Here is a 21,799-nt window from a genome sequence, read left to right as displayed (position 1 = left end):
GCGTGGAAATGTTCCGCAAGCTGCTGGACCAGGGCCAGGCCGGCGACAACGTCGGTATCCTGCTGCGCGGCACCAAGCGTGAAGACGTCGAGCGCGGCCAGGTGCTGTGCAAGCCCGGCTCCATCAAGCCGCACACGCACTTCACCGGCGAGATCTACGTTCTGAGCAAGGACGAGGGCGGCCGCCACACGCCTTTCTTCAACAACTACCGTCCCCAGTTCTACTTCCGCACGACGGACGTGACCGGTGCGATCGAGTTGCCAGAAGGCAAGGAAATGGTCATGCCAGGCGACAACGTGTCGATCACCGTCAAGCTGATCAACCCGATCGCCATGGAAGAAGGCCTGCGCTTCGCCATCCGTGAAGGCGGCAAGACCGTCGGCGCCGGCGTCGTGGCCAAGATCATTGCCTGATTTGTGAGGTTTGATGGAGGGGTATAGCTCAATTGGCAGAGCGTCGGTCTCCAAAACCGAAGGTTGTAGGTTCGATTCCTACTGCCCCTGCCACCTGATGGTTGATGTGTATCAGCGCTGAGGGTGGTTTGAAAAGTTAAAAAGCAAGGCCCGCCGGGAGTCAAAACTCCAGGTGGGCTTAAGCGTCTGAAAAGGCGCCCGAAGATTGAACAGGAAATCCGCCGACCATGGCCACTTCTCAAGTTGAAACCGTCAGTACCAGCGCCGACAAGGCCAAGCTGGGCGCGGCCGTTGCTCTGGTGCTGGCTTCATTGGCGGGCTTTTACCTGCTGGCCAAACAAGGCCAGGTGGTCCAGTGGGGCGCTCTGGTCCTTGGGCTGGCGGCGGCCGTTGCGGTGTTCTTGCTGTCCGAGCCGGGTAAACAGTTCGTGGCTTTCGGCCGCGATTCCTGGCGCGAAGTCAGGAAGGTTGTCTGGCCTGCCCGCAGGGAGGCCATCCAGATGACGGCCTATGTGTTCGGTTTTGTGGTGATCATGGCGCTCTTTTTGTGGTTTACGGACAAGACGCTCGAGTGGGTGTTTTACGACCTGATCCTGGGATGGAAACGATAATGAGCGATCTGAATGGCACGGTAGTCAGCGAAGTGGCGGCGGGTACGTCCCTCACGCCGACGCCAGGCATGCAGTGGTATGTCGTCCATGCCTACTCCGGTATGGAAAAAGCGGTCGAGCGCAATATCGTCGAACGCATCAACCGCGCGGGCATGCAGTCCAAGTTCGGCCGTTTCCTGGTGCCCACCGAAGAAGTGGTTGAAATCAAGAACGGCCAGAAAAAGACGACGGAACGCCGCTTTTTCCCGGGCTACGTCCTGGTCGAAATGGTCATGGATGACGAAACCTGGCACCTGGTGAAGCACACCAACAAGGTGACCGGTTTTGTCGGCGGCGCCAAGAACCGCCCGGCGCCCATCTCTGAAGAAGACGTCCAGAAGATCGTCAGCCAGATGCAGGTCGGCACCGAGAAGCCTCGCCACAAGGTGGAGTTCGAGGCCGGCGAATATGTGCGCGTCAAGGACGGCCCGTTCACCGACTTCAATGGCACGGTGGAAGAGGTCAACTACGACAAGAACAAGGTGCGTGTGTCGGTCACGATTTTCGGCCGCGCCACGCCCGTGGAACTGGAATTCAGCCAGATCGAAAAGACGTAATTTCGGTCCGGCGTTTGATTTCGCGCCTTGCAACTCGGCGCGAAACGGTCCCCAGGGACTGTTTTTGAGTTGTGTAACCCCCGGGGAGCCCGGGCCTGCCTTGATGGCGGCGCCCAGGCGTTATGACCCGCAAGGAGAAAAGTATGGCGAAAAAAATCGTCGGCTTCATCAAGCTGCAAGTGCCAGCTGGTAAGGCCAACCCGTCCCCCCCGATCGGCCCTGCGCTCGGTCAGCGCGGCCTGAACATCATGGAATTCTGCAAGGCATTCAATGCGCAGACCCAGGGTGTCGAGCCAGGTCTGCCACTGCCCGTGGTGATCACGGCATTTGCCGACAAGAGCTTCACCTTTGTGATCAAGACGCCTCCTGCAGGCGTTCTGATCAAAAAGGCCATCAAGCTCGACAAGGGTTCGTCCACGCCGCACACGGTGAAGGTTGGCAAGATTTCCCGCGCACAGCTGGAAGAAATCGCCAAGACCAAAATGAAAGACATGACGGCTGCTGACCTCGACGCAGCAGTTCGCACGATTGCCGGTACGGCCCGTTCCATGGGTGTGTCGGTGGAGGGTGTTGTATGAGCAAGCTGACCAAACGTCAAAAAACCATTGGCGACAAAATCGACAGCAACAAGCTGTACGCGCTGCCCGAGGCCCTGGGCCTTGTGAAAGAGTTCGCCGTCGCCAAATTCGATGAGTCCATCGACGTGGCTGTGCAGCTCGGCATCGACGCCAAGAAGTCCGACCAGGTCGTTCGCGGCGCGGTTGTTCTGCCCAACGGTACCGGCAAGACCAAGCGTGTGGCTGTGTTCGCACAAGGCGCCAAGGCTGAAGAAGCCAAGGCCGCCGGCGCCGACATCGTCGGCATGGACGATCTGGCCGCCGAAATCAAGGCCGGCAAGATGGACTTCGACGTGGTGATCGCCTCCCCCGATGCCATGCGCATCGTGGGTACCCTGGGCCAGGTGCTCGGCCCCCGCGGCCTGATGCCCAACCCCAAGGTCGGCACCGTGACGCCTGATGTCGCCACCGCCGTCAAGAACGCGAAGGCTGGCCAGGTCCAGTTCCGCGTCGACAAGGCCGGTATCGTGCACGGCACCATCGGCCGCCGCTCGTTCGACACGGCCAAGCTGCAGGGCAACCTGGCTGCGCTGATCGACGCGCTGCAAAAAGCCAAGCCGGCTTCGAGCAAGGGCGTGTACCTGAAGAAAGTGGCGGTTTCGTCGACGATGGGTGTGGGCGTTCGCGTCGACACGCAAACCATCGCAGCGTAATCGCGAAAATTTGGGCGGCCCCGCAAGGGCTGCCCGATGTGGTGGGCTGCCGGGGTTCTCTCCGGCAGGTCATCCAAGACCGTTGGCGCGGCAGGCTTTTTGGGCTCGCCGCTTAATCGAAAGACAGCCAACGCAGATGGCGGTCCCGCTGCTTGAATGGTTTTGCAAAGAATCTGAAAACAGTTGGTCGCTGAACATGAGCGTGTTGAAGGGTTGAAGGCCGGCGCGAGCAGGCCATCACCCGACGGCACATTTTTAAGGAGTAGACCTTGAGTCTCAACCGCAGTGAGAAACAAGCCGTCATTGATGAAGTGACCGGCCTCGCCGCTAAAGCTCAAACGCTCGTGATGGCGGAATACCGTGGTATCACGGTCGCCGACATGACCCGTCTGCGCAGCCAAGCCCGCGACAAAGGCGTGACCCTGAGTGTTCTGAAGAACACCCTGGCTCGCCGTGCCGTGGCCGGTAGCGCATTCGAAGTCGTGTCCGACCAGATGACCGGTCCGCTGATCTACGGCTTTTCCACAGATGCAGTAGCTGCCGCGAAAGTGGTATCTGACTTCGCCAAGACCAACGACAAGCTGGTCATTCGCGGTGGTGCATTCGGTGGCAAGACCCTGGACGTGAACGGCGTGAAGCAACTGGCCAACATCCCTTCCAAGGAAGTGCTGCTGGCCCAGGTGTGTGGCTTGCTGATGTCGCCCATGTCGCGTACGGCCGTTGTGCTGGGCGCCCTGGCGGCGAAAAAGGGTGGCGGCGCAGCCGAAGCCCCCGCAGCAGCCTAAGCACTGGCAGCGTAATTACCCAACTTTTTTAGGAAATCAAAATGGCATTCGATAAAGACGCATTTCTGACCGCGCTGGATAGCATGACGGTCCTCGAACTCAACGACCTGGTGAAAGCCATCGAAGAGAAATTTGGCGTGAGCGCAGCCGCCATGGCTGCTCCCGCTGCCGGCGGCGGCGGTGGCGGCGGTGCAGCTGCTGCTGAAGAGAAGACCGACTTCAACGTCGTGCTGCTCGAAGCCGGCGCAAACAAGGTGTCGGTCATCAAGGCCGTGCGCGAAATCACCGGTCTGGGCCTGAAAGAAGCCAAGGACCTGGTGGACGGCGCTCCGAAGAACGTCAAGGAAGGCGCTCCCAAGGCCGACGCAGAAGCCGCCAAGAAGAAGCTCGAAGAAGCCGGCGCGAAAGTCGAACTCAAGTAATTCTTGGTGTTCGAGAAGGCTGGAAGACCGTAGTCGGGCTTCCAGCCTTTCGTGCTTCAAGGAGCGCACTGAAAAGAGAATTGAAATCGTCCTTTTTTCAGTTTTCTTCGAAAACTGGCAGGCCTGCAGCCTGCCAGGATTCTCCGAATCCTGGCAAGCCTACCGCCTGACCAGTGTTTTGTAGAAACACTGGAAAGCAGACTTAAACCGTCTGCTTTCCAGTGTTTTCTGACCCCGACTGCAGAAAACGCCTTGGTTCGGGTGACGTGCAATGCGTCGCCGTCCGCCATGGTTGGTAGTGGCCAACCACCAAGCTGCCTGGATACGTGGTGTATCCGGGCACGAGAGTCGCCAGAGCCCATCAACGCGGAGAACTCATGGCCTATTCCTACACCGAACGTAAACGCATCCGCAAAAGCTTCGGCAACCGCGAAAGCGTGTTGACTGTTCCCTATTTGCTGCAAATGCAGAAAGACGCGTACACAGCGTTCCTGCAAGCCGACCGCGCGCCCCAGAAGCGCACCATCGAAGGCCTGCAGGCGGCGTTTGACAACGCATTCCCCATCGTCTCGCACAATGGTTTTGTCGAGATGAAATTCATCGAGTACAACCTGGCCAAGCCCGCCTTCGACGTGCGCGAGTGCCAGACCCGTGGACTCACCTTCGCCTCGGCCGTGCGTGCCAAGGTGCAGCTGATCATTTACGACCGCGAATCCTCCACGTCGCAGTCCAAGGTGGTCAAGGAAGTGAAAGAGCAGGAAGTCTACATGGGCGAAGTGCCCCTGATGACCGACAAGGGCTCTTTCGTGATCAACGGGACCGAACGCGTGATCGTGTCCCAGTTGCATCGCTCGCCCGGCGTGTTCTTCGAGCATGACAAGGGTAAAACCCACAGCTCGGGCAAACTGCTGTTCTCCGCCCGCATCATCCCTTACCGCGGCTCCTGGCTCGACTTCGAATTCGACCCGAAGGACGTGCTGTATTTCCGCGTCGACCGCCGCCGCAAGATGCCGGTCACCATCCTGCTCAAGGCCATCGGCCTGAACCCGGAATCCATCCTCGCGAACTTCTTCGTGTTCGACAACTTCCGCCTGATGGACAGCGGCGCGCAGATGGAATTCGTCGCCGAGCGCATGCGCGGCGAAGTGGCGCGTTTCGACATCACCGACAAGAACGGCAAGGTCGTGGTCGCGAAGGACAAGCGCATCACGGTTCGCCACACGCGTGAACTCGAGCAAAGCAACACCACCACCATCAGCGTGCCGGAAGACTTCCTGGTCGGCCGCGTGGTCGCCAAGAACATCGTTGACGCCGAAACCGGTGAAATCATCGCCAAGGCCAACGACGAGCTGACCGAAGTGCTGCTCAAGAAGCTGCGCGCGGCCGGCGTGCAGGACCTGCAGGTGCTGTACACCAACGAACTCGACCAGGGCGCGTACATCTCGCAAACCCTGCGCGCCGACGAAACGGCCGACGAGTTCGCCGCCCGTGTCGCCATCTACCGCATGATGCGCCCCGGCGAGCCGCCGACGGAAGACGCGGTGCAGGCCCTGTTCCAGCGCCTGTTCTACAACCCGGACACCTACGACCTCTCGCGCGTGGGCCGCATGAAGTTCAACGCCCGCGTCGGCCGCGATTCTTCCACCGGCCCCATGGTCATGACCAACGAGGACATCCTCGCCGTGGTCAAGATCCTGGTCGATCTGCGCAACGGCAACGGCGAAGTCGATGACATCGACCACCTCGGCAACCGCCGCGTGCGCTGCGTCGGCGAACTCGCCGAGAACCAGTACCGCACCGGCCTGGCACGTATCGAAAAAGCCGTGAAGGAGCGCCTGGGCCAGGCCGAGCAAGAGCCCCTGATGCCGCACGACCTGATCAACAGCAAGCCGATCTCCGCCGCTCTGAAGGAATTCTTCGGCGCATCGCAGCTGTCGCAGTTCATGGACCAGACCAACCCGCTGTCCGAGATCACCCACAAGCGCCGTGTTTCGGCCCTTGGCCCGGGCGGTTTGACCCGCGAACGCGCAGGCTTCGAGGTGCGCGACGTGCACGTGACCCATTACGGCCGCGTCTGCCCGATTGAAACGCCCGAAGGCCCGAACATCGGCCTGATCAACTCGCTGGCCCTGTATGCCCGCCTCAACGAGTACGGTTTCATCGAAACCCCGTACCGCCGTGTGGTGGACAGCAAGATCACCGACCAGATCGACTACCTGTCGGCCATCGAAGAAGGCAAGTACGTGATCGCCCAGGCCAATGCCGCGCTGGACGAATCCGGCAAGCTGACCGGCGACCTGGTGTCCGCCCGTGAAAACGGCGAGTCCGTGCTGGTCGGCGCAGAGCGCATCCAGTACATGGACGTGTCGCCCGCGCAGATCGTCTCGGTCGCCGCTTCGCTGGTGCCCTTCCTGGAGCACGATGACGCCAACCGCGCGCTGATGGGCGCCAACATGCAGCGCCAGGCCGTGCCTGTGCTGCGTCCCGAGAAGGCCTTCGTCGGCACCGGCATCGAGCGTGTTTCCGCGGTCGACTCCGGCACCGTGGTGACGGCCAATCGCGGCGGCGTGGTCGACTACGTCGACGCCACCCGCATCGTGGTGCGCGTCAACGACGCGGAAGCCCTGGCCGGCGAAGTCGGTGTGGACATCTACAACCTGATCAAGTACCAGCGTTCCAACCAGAACACCAACATCCACCAGCGCCCCATCGTCAAGATGGGCGACAAGCTGGCCAAGGGTGACGTGATCGCCGACGGCGCATCGACGGACATCGGCGAGCTGGCCCTGGGCCAGAACATGCTGGTGGCTTTCATGCCCTGGAACGGCTACAACTTCGAGGATTCGATCCTGATTTCCGAGCGCGTGGTGGCCGAAGACCGCTACACCTCGATCCACATCGAAGAACTCGTCGTGATGGCCCGCGACACCAAGCTGGGCTCCGAAGAAATCACGCGCGACATCCCGAACCTGTCCGAACAGCAACTCAACCGCCTCGACGAGTCCGGCATTATTTATGTCGGCGCCGAAGTCCAGCCGGGCGACACGCTGGTCGGCAAGGTCACGCCCAAGGGCGAGACCACGCTGACGCCGGAAGAAAAACTGCTGCGCGCCATCTTCGGCGAAAAAGCCAGCGACGTGAAAGACACCTCGCTGCGCGTGAGCCAGGGCTCGCAGGGTACCGTGATCGACGTGCAGGTCTTCACCCGTGAAGGCATTGTTCGCGACAAGCGCGCCCAGCAGATCATCGACGACGAACTCAAGCGCTTCCGCCTGGACCTGAACGACCAGCTGCGCATCGTCGAGGCCGACGCGTTCGACCGTATCGAAAAGCTGCTCGTCGGCAAGGTTGCCAACGGCGGCCCGAAAAAGCTCGCCAAGGGCAGCAAGATCGACAAGGCCTACCTGGCAGACGTCGAGAAGTACCACTGGTTCGACATCCGCCCGGCGGACGACGAAGTGGCTTCGCAGCTCGAAAGCGTGAAGAACGCCATGGAGCAGACGCGCCACAGCTTCGACCTGGCTTTCGAAGAGAAGCGCAAGAAGCTCACGCAGGGCGACGAACTGCCGGCCGGTGTGCTCAAGATGGTCAAGGTCTACCTGGCCGTCAAGCGCCGCCTGCAACCCGGCGACAAGATGGCCGGCCGCCACGGCAACAAGGGTGTGGTGTCCAAGATCGTTCCGGTCGAAGACATGCCCTACATGGCCGACGGCACGCCGTGCGACATCGTGCTGAACCCGCTGGGCGTGCCTTCGCGCATGAACGTGGGCCAGGTGCTTGAAGTCCACCTGGGCTGGGCCGCCAAGGGCCTGGGCCAGCGTATCGGCGACATGCTGCAGGCCGAAGCCAAGGTGGCCGAGCTGCGCAAGTTCATGGAAACGCTGTACAACAAGTCGGGCCGCGGTGAAGACCTGGCCAAGCTGTCGGATACCGACGTGCTCGAGATGGCCGGCAACCTGGCCAGCGGCGTGCCCTTCGCGACGCCGGTGTTCGACGGCGCTTCGGAAGAAGACATCATGACCATGCTCAAGCTGGCCTACCCGGACGAGATCGCCAAGGCCAAGGGCCTGACGGCGACGCGCACGCAGGCCCAGCTGTACGACGGCCGCACGGGCGACCAGTTCGAGCGCACCACGACGGTCGGCTACATGCACGTCCTGAAGCTGCACCACCTGGTGGACGACAAGATGCACGCCCGCTCGACCGGCCCCTACAGCCTGGTCACGCAGCAGCCCCTGGGCGGCAAGGCGCAGTTCGGTGGACAGCGTTTCGGCGAGATGGAGGTCTGGGCGCTGGAAGCCTATGGCGCCTCCTACACGCTGCAGGAAATGCTCACCGTCAAGTCCGACGACGTGCAAGGCCGTACCAAGGTGTACGAGAGCATCGTCAAGGGCGAGCACGCGATCACGGCGGGCATGCCCGAGTCGTTCAACGTGCTGGTCAAGGAAATCCGTTCGCTCGGTATCGACATCGAGCTGGAACGCAGCTAATTCAACAGGAAAGAAAAGGATTTAACTCATGAAATCGTTACTCGACCTGTTCAAGCAATTCACGCCGGATGAGCATTTCGATGCCATCAAGATCGGCATGGCCTCGCCCGAGAAGATCCGTTCGTGGTCTTTCGGCGAAGTCAAGAAGCCTGAAACCATCAACTACCGCACTTTCAAGCCCGAGCGCGACGGTCTTTTCTGCGCCAAGATCTTTGGCCCGATCAAGGACTACGAGTGCCTGTGCGGCAAGTACAAGCGCCTGAAGCACCGCGGTGTCATCTGCGAGAAGTGCGGCGTTGAAGTCACGCAGACCAAGGTCCGCCGCGAGCGCATGGGTCACATCGACCTGGCCGCGCCGTGCGCGCACATCTGGTTCCTGAAGTCGCTGCCGTCGCGCCTGGGCCTGGTGCTCGACATGACGCTGCGCGACATCGAACGCGTGCTGTACTTTGAAGCATACGTGGTGACCGACCCCGGCATGACCCCGCTGAAGAAGTTCAGCATCATGTCGGAAGACGACTACGACGCCAAGCGCAAGGAATACGGTGATGAATACACCGCCAAGATGGGCGCCGAAGGCATCAAGGACCTGCTCGAAGGGCTGGACCTGGACGTCGAAATCGAGAAGCTGCGCAACGACCTGACCGGCTCCGAAATCAAGATCAAGAAAAACGCCAAGCGTTTGAAATTGATGGAAGCGTTCAAGAAGTCCGGCATCAAGCCGGGCTGGATGGTGCTGGACGTGCTGCCCGTGCTGCCGCCGGACCTGCGTCCGCTGGTGCCGCTGGACGGCGGCCGCTTCGCGACCTCCGACCTGAACGACCTGTATCGCCGCGTCATCAACCGCAACAGCCGCCTGCGCCGCCTGCTGGAGCTGAAGGCCCCTGAAATCATCGCGCGCAACGAAAAGCGCATGCTGCAGGAAGCCGTCGACTCGCTGCTGGACAACGGCCGCCGCGGCAAGGCCATGACGGGCGCCAACAAGCGCGCGCTGAAGTCGCTGGCCGACATGATCAAAGGCAAGTCGGGTCGTTTCCGCCAGAACTTGCTGGGCAAACGCGTCGACTACTCCGGCCGTTCCGTGATCACCGTGGGCCCGACGCTCAAGCTGCACCAGTGCGGCCTGCCCAAGCTGATGGCGCTGGAACTGTTCAAGCCCTTCATCTTCGCGCAGCTCGAATCGCGCGGCATTGCCACGACCATCAAGGCAGCCAAGAAGGAAGTCGAATCCGGCACGCCGGTGGTGTGGGACATCCTGGAAGAGGTCATCAAGGAACACCCCGTGATGCTGAACCGTGCGCCTACGCTGCACCGTTTGGGTATTCAGGCCTTTGAGCCCATCCTGATCGAAGGCAAGGCCATCCAGCTGCACCCGCTCGTCTGCTCGGCCTTCAATGCCGACTTCGACGGTGACCAGATGGCTGTCCACGTGCCGCTGTCGGTGGAAGCGCAGATGGAAGCCCGCACCCTGATGCTGGCTTCGAACAACATCCTGTTCCCCGCCAACGGCGAGCCCTCCATCGTTCCTTCGCAGGACGTTGTGCTGGGCCTGTACTACACGACCCGCGACCGCACCAACGGCAAGGGCGAAGGTCTGGTGTTCTCGGACACCGGTGAAGTCCGCCGCGCGTTCGACGCGGGTGAGCTCGACCTGAACGCCCGCATCAGCGTGCGCCTGACCGAGTACACCAAGGACAAGGCCACCGGCGAGTTCGTGCCCTCGACCAAGCTGTGGGAAACCACCGGCGGCCGCGCGCTGCTCTCCGAGATCCTGCCCAAGGGACTGCCTTTCTCCAACATCAACAAGGCGTTGAAGAAGAAGGAAATCTCCAAGCTCATCAACGTGTCCTTCCGCAAGTGCGGCCTGAAAGAGACCGTGGTGTTCGCCGACAAGCTGCTGCAGTCGGGTTTCCGCCTGGCGACCAAGGCCGGCATCTCGATCTGCATCGACGACATGCTGATCCCCAAGGAAAAGCCCGCCATCATTGCGCGCGCCCAGAAGGAAGTCAAAGAGATCGAGCAGCAGTATGTCTCGGGCCTGGTGACCTCCGGCGAGCGTTACAACAAGGTGGTGGACATCTGGGGCAAGTCCGGCGACGAAGTGTCCAAGGTGATGATGTCCCAGCTCTCGAAAGAGAAGGTCATCGACCGCAACGGCAAGGAAGTCGAGCAGGAGTCCTTCAACTCCATCTACATGATGGCCGACTCGGGCGCTCGCGGTTCCGCCGCGCAGATTCGCCAGGTGGCCGGTATGCGCGGCCTGATGGCCAAGCCCGACGGCTCCATCATCGAAACGCCGATCACCGCCAACTTCCGCGAAGGCCTGAACGTGCTGGAGTACTTCATCTCCACCCACGGCGCCCGTAAGGGCCTGGCCGACACGGCGCTGAAAACCGCCAACTCCGGCTACCTCACGCGCCGCCTGTGCGACGTGGTGCAGGACCTGGTCGTGACCGAAGAGGATTGCGGCACCCAGGAAGGCTCGCTCATGCGCGCCATCGTCGAAGGCGGTGAAGTCATCGAATCGCTGCGCGACCGTATCCTCGGCCGCACCTCGGTCGAAGACGTGCTGCACCCCGAGAACCGCTCGGTGCTGGTCAAGGCCGGCGTTATGCTGGACGAAGACCTGATCGAGGAGCTCGAAGCGGCCGGCGTGGACGAAGTCAAGGTGCGCACCGCGCTGACCTGCGAAACCCGCTTCGGCCTGTGCGCCAAGTGCTACGGCCGCGATCTGGGCCGCGGCGGCCTGATCAACATCGGCGAGGCGGTCGGTATCATCGCCGCCCAGTCGATCGGCGAGCCCGGCACCCAGCTGACGATGCGGACTTTCCACATCGGCGGCGCCGCGTCGCGCGCGGCCATCGCTTCCAGCGTCGAGGCCAAGTCCAACGGCGTGATCGGCTTCAACGCGCCCATGCGCTATGTGACCAACAGCAAGGGCGAGCTGGTCGTGATCGCCCGCTCCGGCGAAATCATCATCCACGACGAGCACGGCCGCGAGCGCGAGCGCCACAAGGTGCCTTACGGCGCCACGCTGACCGTCAAGGCCGACCAGACCATCAAGGCCGGCGCCATCCTGGCCAACTGGGATCCGCTGACGCGCCCCATCATTACCGAGTTCGCCGGCAAGGTGGCCTTCGAGAATGTGGAAGAAGGCGTGACGGTGGCCAAGCAGGTCGACGATGTGACGGGCCTGTCCACCCTGGTGGTGATCGACCCGAAACGCCGCGGCGCCACCAAGGTGATCCGTCCGCAGGTCAAGCTGATTGACGCCTCCGGCCACGAAGTCAAGATCCCCGGCACCGACCACTCGGTGACCATCGGCTTCCAGGTGGGCGCGCTGGTCCAGGTGCGCGACGGCCAGGACGTGGGTCCCGGCGAAGTGCTGGCCCGTATCCCCATCGAAGGCCAGAAGACCCGCGACATTACCGGCGGTCTGCCGCGTGTGGCCGAGTTGTTCGAAGCCCGTACGCCGAAAGACAAGGGTACGCTGGCCGAGATGACCGGCACCGTGTCCTTCGGCAAGGAGACCAAGGGCAAGGTTCGCCTGCAGATCACCGATCCCGACGGCAAGGTCTGGGAAGACTTGGTCCCCAAGGAAAAGAACATCCTGGTGCACGAAGGCCAGGTGGTCAACAAGGGCGAATCGATTGTGGACGGCCCGGCCGACCCGCAAGACATCCTGCGCCTGCTGGGCATGGAAGAGCTGGCCCGCTACATCGTCGACGAAGTGCAGGACGTTTACCGCCTGCAGGGCGTGAAGATCAACGACAAGCACATTGAAGTGATTGTTCGCCAGATGCTGCGCCGCGTGGTCGTTGAAAATGTCGGCGACTCCAGCTACATCGCCGGCGAGCAGGTCGAGCGTTCCGCCATGCTGGACAGCAACGACGCCCTGCGCGCCGAAGGCAAGGTCCCGGCTACCTACAGCAACCTGCTGCTCGGTATCACCAAGGCTTCGCTGTCGACCGATTCGTTCATCTCCGCGGCTTCCTTCCAGGAAACCACCCGCGTGCTCACCGAGGCTGCCATCATGGGCAAGCGCGACGAGCTGCGCGGCCTCAAGGAGAACGTGATCGTCGGCCGCCTGATCCCTGCCGGCACCGGCATGGCCTACCACGAGGCACGCAAGGCCAAGGACCAGATGGACGACGCCGAGCGCCGTGCCATCGCCGAAGCCGAAGCCGCCGAACTGGAAGCCATGCCCGCCGCGGCTGAAACCGGTGGCGACAGCGCCGCGTCCGAGTAAGCCCGCCGGCAAGCTCGCGGCGCCCTGAAAGGCGCCAGGCCCCACACCCTGCAAAGGTGTGGGGCCTTTTTTTTGGGGCGCCTGCCGTGCGGGCGCCACAGCGGGTGGACGGCCGGCTTGCCGATCCGGCCCAAAAGCAGTTAACCTCGCGGCAGTCTTCCGGCCTGTTCGCCTGTTCGCCTGTTCGCCTGTCCGCCTGTCCGCCTGTTTCCCGGTTTACGGGATCCCCGCACCTAGGAGCCCCATGTCTCTCAGTACGCTTGTCGCCATCGTCGTGTTTGCCCTGCTGGTTTTCTGGGCCGTGGGCGCCTACAACCGGCTGGTGCGGCACAAAAACGTCATCGCCAATGCCTTCGGCCAGATTGACGTGCAGCTCAAGCGCCGTTACGACCTGATTCCCAACCTGGTGGAAGCCGCCAAGAAATACCTGCAGCACGAGCAAAGCACGCTGGAGGCCGTGATGCTGGCGCGCAACCAGGCGCGCAGCGCCAGCGATGCCGTGCGCAGCCGGCCCGCCAATGCCGGCGCCGTGACCGCGCTGGCTGCCGCCGAGCAGTCGCTCGATGGCAGCCTGGGACGCCTTTTCGCGGTGGCCGAGGCTTATCCCGAGCTCAAGGCCGACCAGACGATTCGTGAACTCAGCGAAGAACTCACGAGCACCGAAAACAAGGTCGGCTTCGCGCGCCAGGCCTATAACGACGCCGTGCTCGACTACAACAATGCGCAGGGCCAGTTCCCGGCCGTGCTGATTGCACGCACTTTTGGCTTCGCGCCCTCGGCCATGCTGCGCGCGACCGAGAATGATGCCGAGCGGCAGGCTGTACGTATTCAAATGTAGTGGCCATCAGATGGTCCGCTCTTTTCCGGTCCGCTGCTGATGCGTTTTTTTGAACGGCAGGAAACTGCCCGCGCCCAGACACTGCGGCTGCTGTTGCTCTTCGCCCTGACCCTGGTGGCGCTGTTGCTGGGCGTCAATGGCGCGCTGGCCCTGGCCTGGCGGCTGGTGACACCGGGCTTTAGCGGCTACCCGGCTTATTTCTTCAGCGTCAACACCTCGGTCACCTTGCTGTTTGTGCTGGGCGGCTGGTGGCTGGAGACCTCCGCGCTCAGCAGCGGCGGCGAAGCGCTGGCGCGCCGCGTGGGCGCGCGTGAGGCCTGGCCCGCCAGCCGGGAGGCCGAACACAAGCTCTGCAACATCGTGGACGAGCTGGCCATTGCCGCCAGCATGAAGCCGCCCCTGGCCATGGTGCTGCCGCGCATGGATGCGATCAATGCCTTCGCCGCGGGCTGGAGCGAGGACGACGCCGTCATCGCCGTCACGCAGGGCGCGCTCGACAAGCTCACGCGCGACGAACTGCAAGGCCTGGTGGCCCACGAACTGAGCCACCTGCGCGAAGGTGACACGCGCCTGAACATGCGGCTGGCGGGCATGGTGTTCGGGCTGGAGATGATTTTCAATCTGGGTCGCAGCATGTGCAGCGCCGACGCGAACGGCCAGCGCTCTTTTCTCGCCTTGCCCGGTTTCCCCATCCTGGTCAGCGGTTCGCTGGGCTGGCTGGCGGGGCGCGCGCTCAAGGCAGCGATCTCGCGCCAGCGCGAGTTCCTGGCCGACGCGCGCGCCGTGCAGTTCACGCGCAGCCGCGAAGGCCTGGGCGGCGTGCTGCGCAAGGTGGCCGGCGAGGAGGCGCAGGGCATGGCGCCCGCGCGCAGCCTGCACCCTGCCGTGCAGCACATGCTGCTGGTCGATGCCAGCGACAGGGGGCGCTGGTTTGCCAGCCACCCGCCGCTTGCGGAGCGCATCCTGCAGATCTACGGCAGGCCCATGGGTGCGCTGTCCACGCAGGACGGGCTGGCGACGCGGCCCGATGCGATTTTTTGACGCGGCAGGCGGGGCCACGGACAAACAGGTTCTAAGCACGTGCGCAATGCTTGGAACGCCGGCATGACGCGCCGCGCCAAAGTACTGGATACTCCCTATTGGGTGCCGGGGGCACCGCGTTAAATTGTCAGTTGAATATGCAACCGGCGTTTGAACACGCCAGGAGAAAAACCCATGAGAATCCCACGACTCGCCAGGCTCGCCCTGCCGCTGCTTTGCCTCGCCCTCGGCCCCCTGGCCCAGGCGCAAAGCAAGGAAGCCCTCTACACCAAGAGCCTGGCCGCCACCTGTGCCAACTGCCACGGCACCAACGGCAAGGTGGTAGAGGGTTCCCAGGTCACCTCGCTGGCGGGCCTGGACAAGGGCTACATCGTCGCGCAGATGAACGCCTTCAAGGCCGGCACGCGGCCGGCCACCGTGATGCACCAGATCAGCAAGGGCTTTAACGACGCGCAGATCGAGTCGCTGGCCGGCTACTTTGCCGCGCAAAAGAAGTAAGGACGAAAGAACACCATGAACACCTTTCTTCAATCCCCTTCCGCCTCCCCGGCCGGCCTGAAGCGCCGCTCCTTGCTGCAGTCCACGGCCGCCCTGGGCTTGCTCGGGCTGGCCGGTTGCGCCAGCACCGCGGTTCCGTCCAGGGCCAAGGTGGTGGTGATAGGCGGCGGCTACGGCGGCGCCACCGCCGCCAAATATGTGCGCCTGCTGTCCGACCACCAGATCGACGTGGTGCTGATCGAGCCGCAGGATGCTTTCATTTCCTGCCCCATCTCCAACCTGGTGCTCAGCGGCGGCAAGCAGATCGCCGACCTCACGACTTCCTACGCGGGCTTGTCGCGCGCCCACGGCATCACCGTGGTGAAGGACTACGCCAGCGCCATAGACACCGCGAAGAAAACCGTCACGCTGGCCCGCGGTGCCACCATCGCCTACGACAAGCTGGTGGTCTCGCCCGGCGTGGAACTGATGTTCGGCAGCATAGACGGCCTCAAGGAGGCCAATGCCTCCGGCCAGGTGCTGCAGGCCTGGAAGGCCGGCGCCGAAACCGTGGCGCTGCGCCGCCAGCTCGAAGCCATGCCCGATGGCGGCGTCTACGCCATCACGATTCCCGAAGCGCCTTACCGCTGCCCGCCCGGCCCTTACGAACGCGCTTCGGTCATCGCCGGCTACTTCAAGGCCGCCAAGCCGCGCAGCAAGGTGCTGATCCTGGACGCGAATCCTGACGTGACCTCCAAGGGCCCGCTGTTCAAAAAGGTCTGGGCCGAGCAGTACAAGGGCATTGTTGAATACCGAGGCCAGCACAAGGCCACGGCGGTGGACGCCAAGGCCGGCATCATCAGGTTCGACGTGCAGGACGACGTCAAGGCCCATGTGCTCAACGTGCTGCCCGCGATGCGCGCCGGCAGCATCGCCGTGCAGGCGGGCCTGAACAACCAGGCCAACAACCGCTGGTGCGGCGTCAACTACCTGACCTTCGAGTCCACCGCCGCCAAGGATGTGCATGTGCTCGGCGACTCCATCCAGGTGGCGCCGGCCATGCCCAAGAGCGGGCATATGGCCAACAACCACGGCAAGGTGGCCGCCGCCGCCATCGTGGCCCAGCTCTCTGGCTGGGATGTGAACCCGGCGCCCATGCTGACCAACACCTGCTACAGCTTTGTCGACAACAAGAACGTGATCCACGTGGCCAGCGTGCATGAATACGTGGCCGCCGAAAAAACCTTCAAGGCCGTTGCCGGCTCGGGCGGCGTCAGCACCGGGCCGACCGAACTGGAAGGCGTTTACGCGCTGAACTGGGCCAGCAACATCTGGGCGGACACCTTGGCCTGAGCGCCTCGACGGGTCTCGCTGGCAACTCTGAAATGCAAGCAGGGGCCGCGGAACCGGCTTTGCCGGGCCGCAGGCGCAGCGGCCCCCTCGGGGGGCAGGGAGCTACACGCAGTGAGCGACCGTGGGGGCTGATCTAATACTCCGATGCAAGACAACCCGACCCAAGTCCCCCTGTGGCGCCAGCTGCAAGGAGCCGCTTCCCTGCTGATGGCCGTGCGCGACGGCCAGTCCATGACCGCCGCGCTTGAAGACATTGACGCCGCGCTGCGGCCCGGCGTGCAGTCGCTGGGCTTTCACACGCTGCGCTGGCTGGGCCGCGCCGAGGCCTTGCGCCAGCAGCTGGCCCGCCGCCCGCCGCCGCCCGAGGCCGACGCCCTGCTGTGCGTGGCGCTGGCCTTGATCTGGACAGAGGAGGGCGCGCCTTACACCTCCCATACCCTGGTCGACCAGGCCGTCGAGGCCGCCAAACTCGGCGACGCCACCCGGCACCAGGCCAGCTTTATCAATGGCTGCCTGCGCCGCTTCCTGCGCGAGCGCGAGGAACTGGTGGCGCGCACCGAAAAAAGCCCGCAAGCGGTCTGGAACCACCCGCAGTGGTGGATAGACCGTGTGCGCAAGGACCATCCCGGGCAGTGGCAGGCCGTGCTGCAGGCCAACAACAGCCGCGCGCCGCTGATCCTGCGCGTCAATGAGCGCAAAACGACGCAGGGCGGCTACCTGCAGGCGCTGGCGGCGGCCGGGATAGACGCCTCGCCGGTGGGCCGGCACGGCGTGGTCCTGGCCGCGGCGCGCCCCGTGCCCAGCCTGCCCGGCTTTGCCGAGGGGCATTTTTCGGTGCAGGATGCCGCCGCGCAGCTGGCGGCGCCCTTGCTGCTGCAGGAATTGGCCCAAGCGGGCGAGGGCGCTGCCCGGCTCAACATCCTCGACGCCTGCGCCGCCCCGGGCGGCAAAACCGCCCACCTGCTGGAACTGGCCGATTGCGAGGTGACGGCGCTGGACATTGACCCTCGCCGCTGCGAGCGCGTGGGGCAAAACCTGCTGCGCCTGGGCCTGCAGGCCGAGGTCCGCGTGGGCGACGCCGGCCAGCCGGACGGCTGGTGGGACGGCCGGCTTTACGACGGCATCCTGCTGGACGCCCCCTGCACCGCCTCCGGCATCGTGCGGCGCCACCCCGACGTGCGCTGGCTGCGCCGGCCCACCGACGTCGCCCAGCTGGCCGCCATCCAGGCCAAGCTGCTCCAGACGCTCTGGCCCCTGCTCAAACCCGGCGGGCGCCTGCTGTACTGCACCTGCTCGGTTTTTCGCGCGGAAGGCGACAAGCAGATACAAACGTTTCTTACGCACCACACCGGCGCCCTATTAAGGCCCTCGCCGGGGCATTTGCTCCCGCAAAGTGGCGTGGAAGCGACGGTCTTCCCGGACAATTTGATGCGTGAGCACGACGGTTTCTATTACGCACTCCTTGAAAAAAGCGGCCACTGACTGTTGGCGGCCGGGGCATGCCGTCGCGCGCTGGCTGCTGGGGGCCTGCCTGTGCATGCTGCTGGCCTGGGCGAGCGCGCCGGCCTCGGCCACGGAGATCACGCAGCTGCGCGTGGAGCGCGGTGACGACGGCGTGCACCTGTCCGCCCTGGTCCGCTTCGACCTTCCGCCGGTGGTCGAAGACGCCCTGCTTAAGGGCATCCCGCTGTTTTTTGTGGCCGAGGCCGATATCTACCGGGATCGCTGGTACTGGACCGACCCGCGCGTGGCCAGTACCGCCCGCACCATACGCCTGGCCTACCAGCCGCTGACCCGCCGCTGGCGCGTCAATATCGCGTCCGGGCTGATCACCAGCTCCTCCGGCCTGCGCGCCACCCTGAACCAGAATTACGAAACCCTGTCCGACGCCCTTTCGGCCATCCAGCGCGTGGCCCGCTGGAAGATTGCTGAAGCCGGCGACGTGGAGCCGGATTCCTCGTACAAGCTGGACTTCAACTTCAGGCTGGATCTATCCCAGTTGCCGCGGCCCTTCCAGATCGGCGTGGCGGGCCAGCGGGACTGGAATATTTCCGCGCAGGTCAAGGATAAGCTCAGGCTGGAGCCCGCCGCGCCCCAGGCCGCCCCCGCGGCCCCAGGAACCGAGGCCACCAAGTGAACCTGCAGGTCAGCGGCGGCTCCCTCAAGAGCAGCAAGGCGTTTCGCTGGACGGTCGGTGTCGGCATAGGCACCATCGTGGCGCTGGGCCTGGTGCTGATGTTCTTGCTGACGCAGGCCACCGGCAACCGCGAGCTCTACGAACGCAACTACGCGCTGCTGCTGGTGCTCAACATCGCGGTGGCCGGCCTGCTGCTGCTGGTCATCGGCTGGATCATCGTGCGCCTGTTGCTGCGCCTGCGCCGCGGCCGCTTTGGCAGCCGCCTGCTGGTCAAGCTCGCCGCCATCTTCGCGCTGGTCGGCCTGGCGCCGGGCCTGATGATTTACGTGGTGTCCTACCAGTTCGTCTCGCGCTCCATCGAAAGCTGGTTCGACGTCGAAGTCGAGGGCGCCCTGGCCGCCGGCCTGAACCTGGGCCGCGCCACGCTGGACACCCTGGCCGCCGACCTCGGCAACAAGACGCGGCAGGCCGCCACGCAGATCGCCGAAACGCCCGACGCCATGGCGGGCCTGGCGCTGGAGCGCCTGCGCGACCAGCTGCAGGCCAGCGACGTGGTGCTCTGGAGCCCCTCCGGCCAGGTGATCGCCAGCGCCGGCGACTCGCGCTTCTTGCTCAAGCCCGAGCGGCCCTCGGTGCAGCAGCTGCGCAGCGCCCGCACGCAGCGCGTCGTCACGCAGATCGAGGGCCTGGACGAGGTGGTGTCCGCCGGCAACGGGGAACTGACGGCGGGCGCCAGCGGCCCGCCGGCCAATGCCGGCAACGCGCCGCGTGTCAAGGCCGTCGCGGTGGTCAACAGCCCGAATGTGAATGTGCTGGGCGACGCGCGCTTTTTGCAGGTGACCCAGTTGCTGCCTGAAGGCCTGGTGGCCAATGCTGTCGCCGTCCAGGAAGCCAACCGCGAATACCAGGAGCGCGCGCTGGCGCGCGGCGGCCTGCGCAAAATGTACATAGGCACACTCACGCTCAGCCTGTTCCTGGCCGTGTTCGGCGCGGTGCTGCTGGCGGTGCTGCTGGGCAACCAGCTGGCCAAGCCGCTGCTGGTGCTGGCTGAAGGCGTGCGCCAGGTGGCCCAGGGCGACCTCACGCCCAAGGCGGCGCTGCAAGGCAAGGACGAGCTCGGCGGGCTCACGCGCTCCTTTGCCGACATGACGCAGCAGCTGTCCGATGCCCGCACGGCGGTGCAGCACAGCATGAGCCAGGTCGACGCGGCGCGCGCCAACCTGCAGACCATCCTGGACAACCTCACGGCCGGCGTCATCGTGCTGGACGTGCGCGGCCGCATCCAGTCCAGCAATCCGGGCGCCACACGCATCCTGCGCGCGCCGCTGGCGGCCTACCACGGCCAGTCGCTCGGCGAGGTGCCGGGGCTGGGCGTGTTCGCCAAGGATGTGCTGGCCCAGTTCGCCGACTACCTCAGCGACGCCGCGCCGCACGGGCTGGAGCACTGGCAGCAGTCGTTCGAGCTCAACGCCGCCATGCCCGGCGCGCCCGACAACGCCATCACGCTGATCGCGCGCGGCGCCAAGATGCCCGGCACCGAGGAATTCCTGCTGGTGTTCGACGACATCTCCGAAATGGTTTCGGCCCAGCGCGCCCAGGCCTGGGGCGAGGTGGCGCGCAGGCTGGCCCATGAGATCAAGAACCCGCTCACGCCCATACAGCTGTCGGCCGAGCGCCTGGAAATGAAGCTCACCGGCAAGGTCGGCGAGGCCGAGCAGCTGCTGCTCACCAAATCCGTCAAGACCATCGTGGACCAGGTCGACGCCATGAAGCGGCTGGTCAACGAGTTCCGCGATTACGCCCGGCTGCCCGCCGCCGAGCTCAAACCCGTGGACCTCAATGCCCTGGTCGCCGACGTCATGCAGCTCTACCTGCACGACAACCACAGCGACGGCCATGGCGGGCGGCGCAGCGATGCCGCGGCGGCAGTGCCCGTCGTCACCGAACTCGACCCCAAGGCCCCGTTGATCCAGGGTGATGCCCAGCAGTTGCGCCAGGTCATCCACAACCTGCTGCAAAATGCGCAGGACGCCCAGGAAGGCAAGGAGGGCGCGCTCGTCACCCTCAAGACCGAATACTCCGAGGCCTCCAAGCGCGTGCGCCTGAGCGTGCGCGACAAGGGCACCGGTTTCCCCGAGCACATCCTCAAGCGCGCCTTCGAGCCCTACGTCACCACCAAGGTCAAGGGCACGGGGCTGGGGCTGGCGGTAGTCAAAAAAATCGCCGACGAGCACGGCGCGCGCATCGATATTTCCAACCGCGTAGTGGACGGCGCCGTGCAAGGTGCGCAAGTGTCGTTATCATTTGCAGTTGTGGCTTAACAACACATTCAGTAACACTTCGATTTCAAGATCCGCACGGCATCGCAACAACAGGCAGGCAGCAATTCAATCATGGCAAATATTCTGGTGGTCGACGACGAGCTGGGCATACGCGACCTTCTCTCAGAAATTCTCAATGACGAAGGGCATCAGGTCGAGCTCGCAGAAAACGCGGCGCAGGCCCGCGCCGCACGCGGGCGCTCCAGGCCCGACCTGGTGCTGCTGGACATCTGGATGCCCGACACCGACGGCGTGACGCTGCTCAAGGAATGGTCCTCCAGCGGACTGCTCAGCATGCCCGTCATCATGATGAGCGGCCATGCCACCATAGACACCGCCGTCGAGGCCACCAAGATTGGCGCCATGGCCTTTCTGGAAAAACCCATCACGCTGCAAAAACTGCTCAAGGCCGTTGAACAGGGCCTGAGCAAGGCCTCCCCGCGCAAACCGGCCGCCCTCAACAACAATTCCGCGATGCCCCTGGCCGACCTCACGGTGGAAGCCGTGATGACCGGTGGCACCTTGCCGGCGCCCGTTGACCTGGGTCCCCAGGCCACGCAGAGCTTTCTGCTGGAAAAGCCGCTGCGCGACGCGCGCGACGAGTTTGAGAAAGCCTACTTCGAGTTCCACCTCGCCAAGGAAGGCGGCTCCATGACCCGCGTCGCCGAAAAAACCGGCCTGGAGCGCACCCACCTGTACCGCAAACTCAAGCAGCTGGGCGTCGATCTCACGCGCGGCAAACGCGGCATCTGAGCTTTTGCGGCCGGCCTGCCGGGCACCCCCCCGCGGGTGATAT

17 protein-coding genes and 1 tRNA gene are annotated in these 21,799 nt (G+C 64.0%); all 18 read left to right on the top strand.

The genetic code is table 11. The annotated features are described in order from the left end of the window. On the top strand, positions 1–413 hold a 413-nt coding region (locus tag AC1DUN_RS23485; protein ID WP_477716080.1), incomplete at its 5' end, for an EF-Tu C-terminal domain-related protein. A gap of 17 nt (positions 414–430) precedes the next feature. Next, positions 431–506, top strand: a tRNA-Trp gene (locus AC1DUN_RS23480). Between the two features lie 134 nt (positions 507–640). After that, positions 641–1,024: a preprotein translocase subunit SecE gene (secE, locus tag AC1DUN_RS23475; protein WP_477716079.1), complete on the top strand. Its 384-nt coding sequence runs from the start codon at positions 641–643 to the stop codon at positions 1,022–1,024. A 68-nt stretch (positions 1,025–1,092) separates the two neighbouring features. Further along, complete coding sequence (gene nusG / locus AC1DUN_RS23470; RefSeq protein ID WP_369751959.1) at positions 1,093–1,620, top strand: transcription termination/antitermination protein NusG; 528 nt, start codon at positions 1,093–1,095, stop codon at positions 1,618–1,620. Between the two features lie 143 nt (positions 1,621–1,763). Then, a complete protein-coding gene (rplK, locus tag AC1DUN_RS23465; RefSeq protein WP_007871338.1) occupies positions 1,764–2,198 on the top strand; it encodes a 50S ribosomal protein L11 in 435 nt (144 codons plus the stop codon). Then, positions 2,195–2,890: a 50S ribosomal protein L1 gene (gene rplA / locus AC1DUN_RS23460; protein ID WP_074580068.1), complete on the top strand. Its 696-nt coding sequence runs from the start codon at positions 2,195–2,197 to the stop codon at positions 2,888–2,890. The genes rplK and rplA overlap by 4 nt, the downstream gene beginning before the upstream one ends. A 269-nt stretch (positions 2,891–3,159) precedes the next feature. Continuing rightward, a complete protein-coding gene (gene rplJ, locus AC1DUN_RS23455; RefSeq protein WP_007871341.1) occupies positions 3,160–3,675 on the top strand; it encodes a 50S ribosomal protein L10 in 516 nt (171 codons plus the stop codon). Positions 3,676–3,716: 41 nt separating this feature from the next. After that, a complete protein-coding gene (rplL, locus tag AC1DUN_RS23450) occupies positions 3,717–4,097 on the top strand; it encodes a 50S ribosomal protein L7/L12 (protein WP_007871345.1) in 381 nt (126 codons plus the stop codon). A gap of 377 nt (positions 4,098–4,474) precedes the next feature. Then, entirely contained in the window at positions 4,475–8,587 is a 4,113-nt protein-coding gene (rpoB, locus tag AC1DUN_RS23445; RefSeq protein ID WP_477664156.1) for a DNA-directed RNA polymerase subunit beta, read from the top strand. A gap of 28 nt (positions 8,588–8,615) precedes the next feature. Further along, entirely contained in the window at positions 8,616–12,836 is a 4,221-nt protein-coding gene (gene rpoC, locus AC1DUN_RS23440; RefSeq protein ID WP_477664155.1) for a DNA-directed RNA polymerase subunit beta', read from the top strand. A 244-nt stretch (positions 12,837–13,080) separates the two neighbouring features. Further along, positions 13,081–13,674 (top strand): LemA family protein, encoded by a 594-nt coding sequence (locus AC1DUN_RS23435; protein ID WP_477716078.1) that lies wholly within the window; start codon positions 13,081–13,083, stop codon positions 13,672–13,674. 39 nt (positions 13,675–13,713) lie between these two features. Further along, positions 13,714–14,715: a M48 family metalloprotease gene (locus AC1DUN_RS23430; protein ID WP_477716077.1), complete on the top strand. Its 1,002-nt coding sequence runs from the start codon at positions 13,714–13,716 to the stop codon at positions 14,713–14,715. Between the two features lie 174 nt (positions 14,716–14,889). Continuing rightward, a complete protein-coding gene (locus AC1DUN_RS23425) occupies positions 14,890–15,213 on the top strand; it encodes a c-type cytochrome (protein WP_477716076.1) in 324 nt (107 codons plus the stop codon). A gap of 15 nt (positions 15,214–15,228) precedes the next feature. After that, positions 15,229–16,545, top strand: coding sequence for an FCSD flavin-binding domain-containing protein (locus AC1DUN_RS23420; RefSeq protein ID WP_477716075.1), 1,317 nt, complete (start codon positions 15,229–15,231; stop codon positions 16,543–16,545). A gap of 144 nt (positions 16,546–16,689) precedes the next feature. Continuing rightward, the gene (rsmB, locus tag AC1DUN_RS23415; protein WP_477716074.1) at positions 16,690–18,027 is read left to right on the top strand and encodes a 16S rRNA (cytosine(967)-C(5))-methyltransferase RsmB; all 1,338 of its coding nucleotides are present in this window, start codon (positions 16,690–16,692) and stop codon (positions 18,025–18,027) included. After that, positions 17,978–18,682: a DUF4390 domain-containing protein gene (locus AC1DUN_RS23410; RefSeq protein WP_477716073.1), complete on the top strand. Its 705-nt coding sequence runs from the start codon at positions 17,978–17,980 to the stop codon at positions 18,680–18,682. The genes rsmB and AC1DUN_RS23410 overlap by 50 nt, the downstream gene beginning before the upstream one ends. Continuing rightward, complete coding sequence (locus tag AC1DUN_RS23405; protein ID WP_477716072.1) at positions 18,679–21,003, top strand: sensor histidine kinase; 2,325 nt, start codon at positions 18,679–18,681, stop codon at positions 21,001–21,003. Before AC1DUN_RS23410 ends, AC1DUN_RS23405 begins: the two co-directional genes overlap by 4 nt. 72 nt (positions 21,004–21,075) lie before the next feature. Then, positions 21,076–21,756 carry a response regulator gene (locus AC1DUN_RS23400; protein ID WP_007863545.1) on the top strand — a complete coding sequence of 227 codons (681 nt, stop codon included), beginning with the start codon at positions 21,076–21,078 and terminating at the stop codon, positions 21,754–21,756. Positions 21,757–21,799: the final 43 nt, after the last annotated feature.

This window comes from Polaromonas sp. P4_F6 (assembly GCF_056401275.1).
The sequence above is the reverse complement of the archived record's forward strand: the minus strand, read 5'-3'. Positions and strand labels throughout refer to the sequence as shown.

What these genes read in the sequence shown, in the direction of transcription:
- secE (WP_477716079.1), top strand. Translation starts at nt 641, where the DNA reads ATGGCCACTTCTCAAGTTGAAACCGTCAGTACCAGCGCCGACAAGGCC.
- nusG (WP_369751959.1), top strand. Translation starts at nt 1,093, where the DNA reads ATGCAGTGGTATGTCGTCCATGCCTACTCCGGTATGGAAAAAGCGGTC.
- rplK (WP_007871338.1), top strand. Translation starts at nt 1,764, where the DNA reads ATGGCGAAAAAAATCGTCGGCTTCATCAAGCTGCAAGTGCCAGCTGGT.
- rplA (WP_074580068.1), top strand. Translation starts at nt 2,195, where the DNA reads ATGAGCAAGCTGACCAAACGTCAAAAAACCATTGGCGACAAAATCGAC.
- rplL (WP_007871345.1), top strand. Translation starts at nt 3,717, where the DNA reads ATGGCATTCGATAAAGACGCATTTCTGACCGCGCTGGATAGCATGACG.
- rpoB (WP_477664156.1), top strand. Translation starts at nt 4,475, where the DNA reads ATGGCCTATTCCTACACCGAACGTAAACGCATCCGCAAAAGCTTCGGC.
- rpoC (WP_477664155.1), top strand. Translation starts at nt 8,616, where the DNA reads ATGAAATCGTTACTCGACCTGTTCAAGCAATTCACGCCGGATGAGCAT.
- AC1DUN_RS23435 (WP_477716078.1), top strand. Translation starts at nt 13,081, where the DNA reads ATGTCTCTCAGTACGCTTGTCGCCATCGTCGTGTTTGCCCTGCTGGTT.
- AC1DUN_RS23430 (WP_477716077.1), top strand. Translation starts at nt 13,714, where the DNA reads ATGCGTTTTTTTGAACGGCAGGAAACTGCCCGCGCCCAGACACTGCGG.
- AC1DUN_RS23425 (WP_477716076.1), top strand. Translation starts at nt 14,890, where the DNA reads ATGAGAATCCCACGACTCGCCAGGCTCGCCCTGCCGCTGCTTTGCCTC.
- AC1DUN_RS23420 (WP_477716075.1), top strand. Translation starts at nt 15,229, where the DNA reads ATGAACACCTTTCTTCAATCCCCTTCCGCCTCCCCGGCCGGCCTGAAG.
- rsmB (WP_477716074.1), top strand. Translation starts at nt 16,690, where the DNA reads ATGCAAGACAACCCGACCCAAGTCCCCCTGTGGCGCCAGCTGCAAGGA.
- AC1DUN_RS23400 (WP_007863545.1), top strand. Translation starts at nt 21,076, where the DNA reads ATGGCAAATATTCTGGTGGTCGACGACGAGCTGGGCATACGCGACCTT.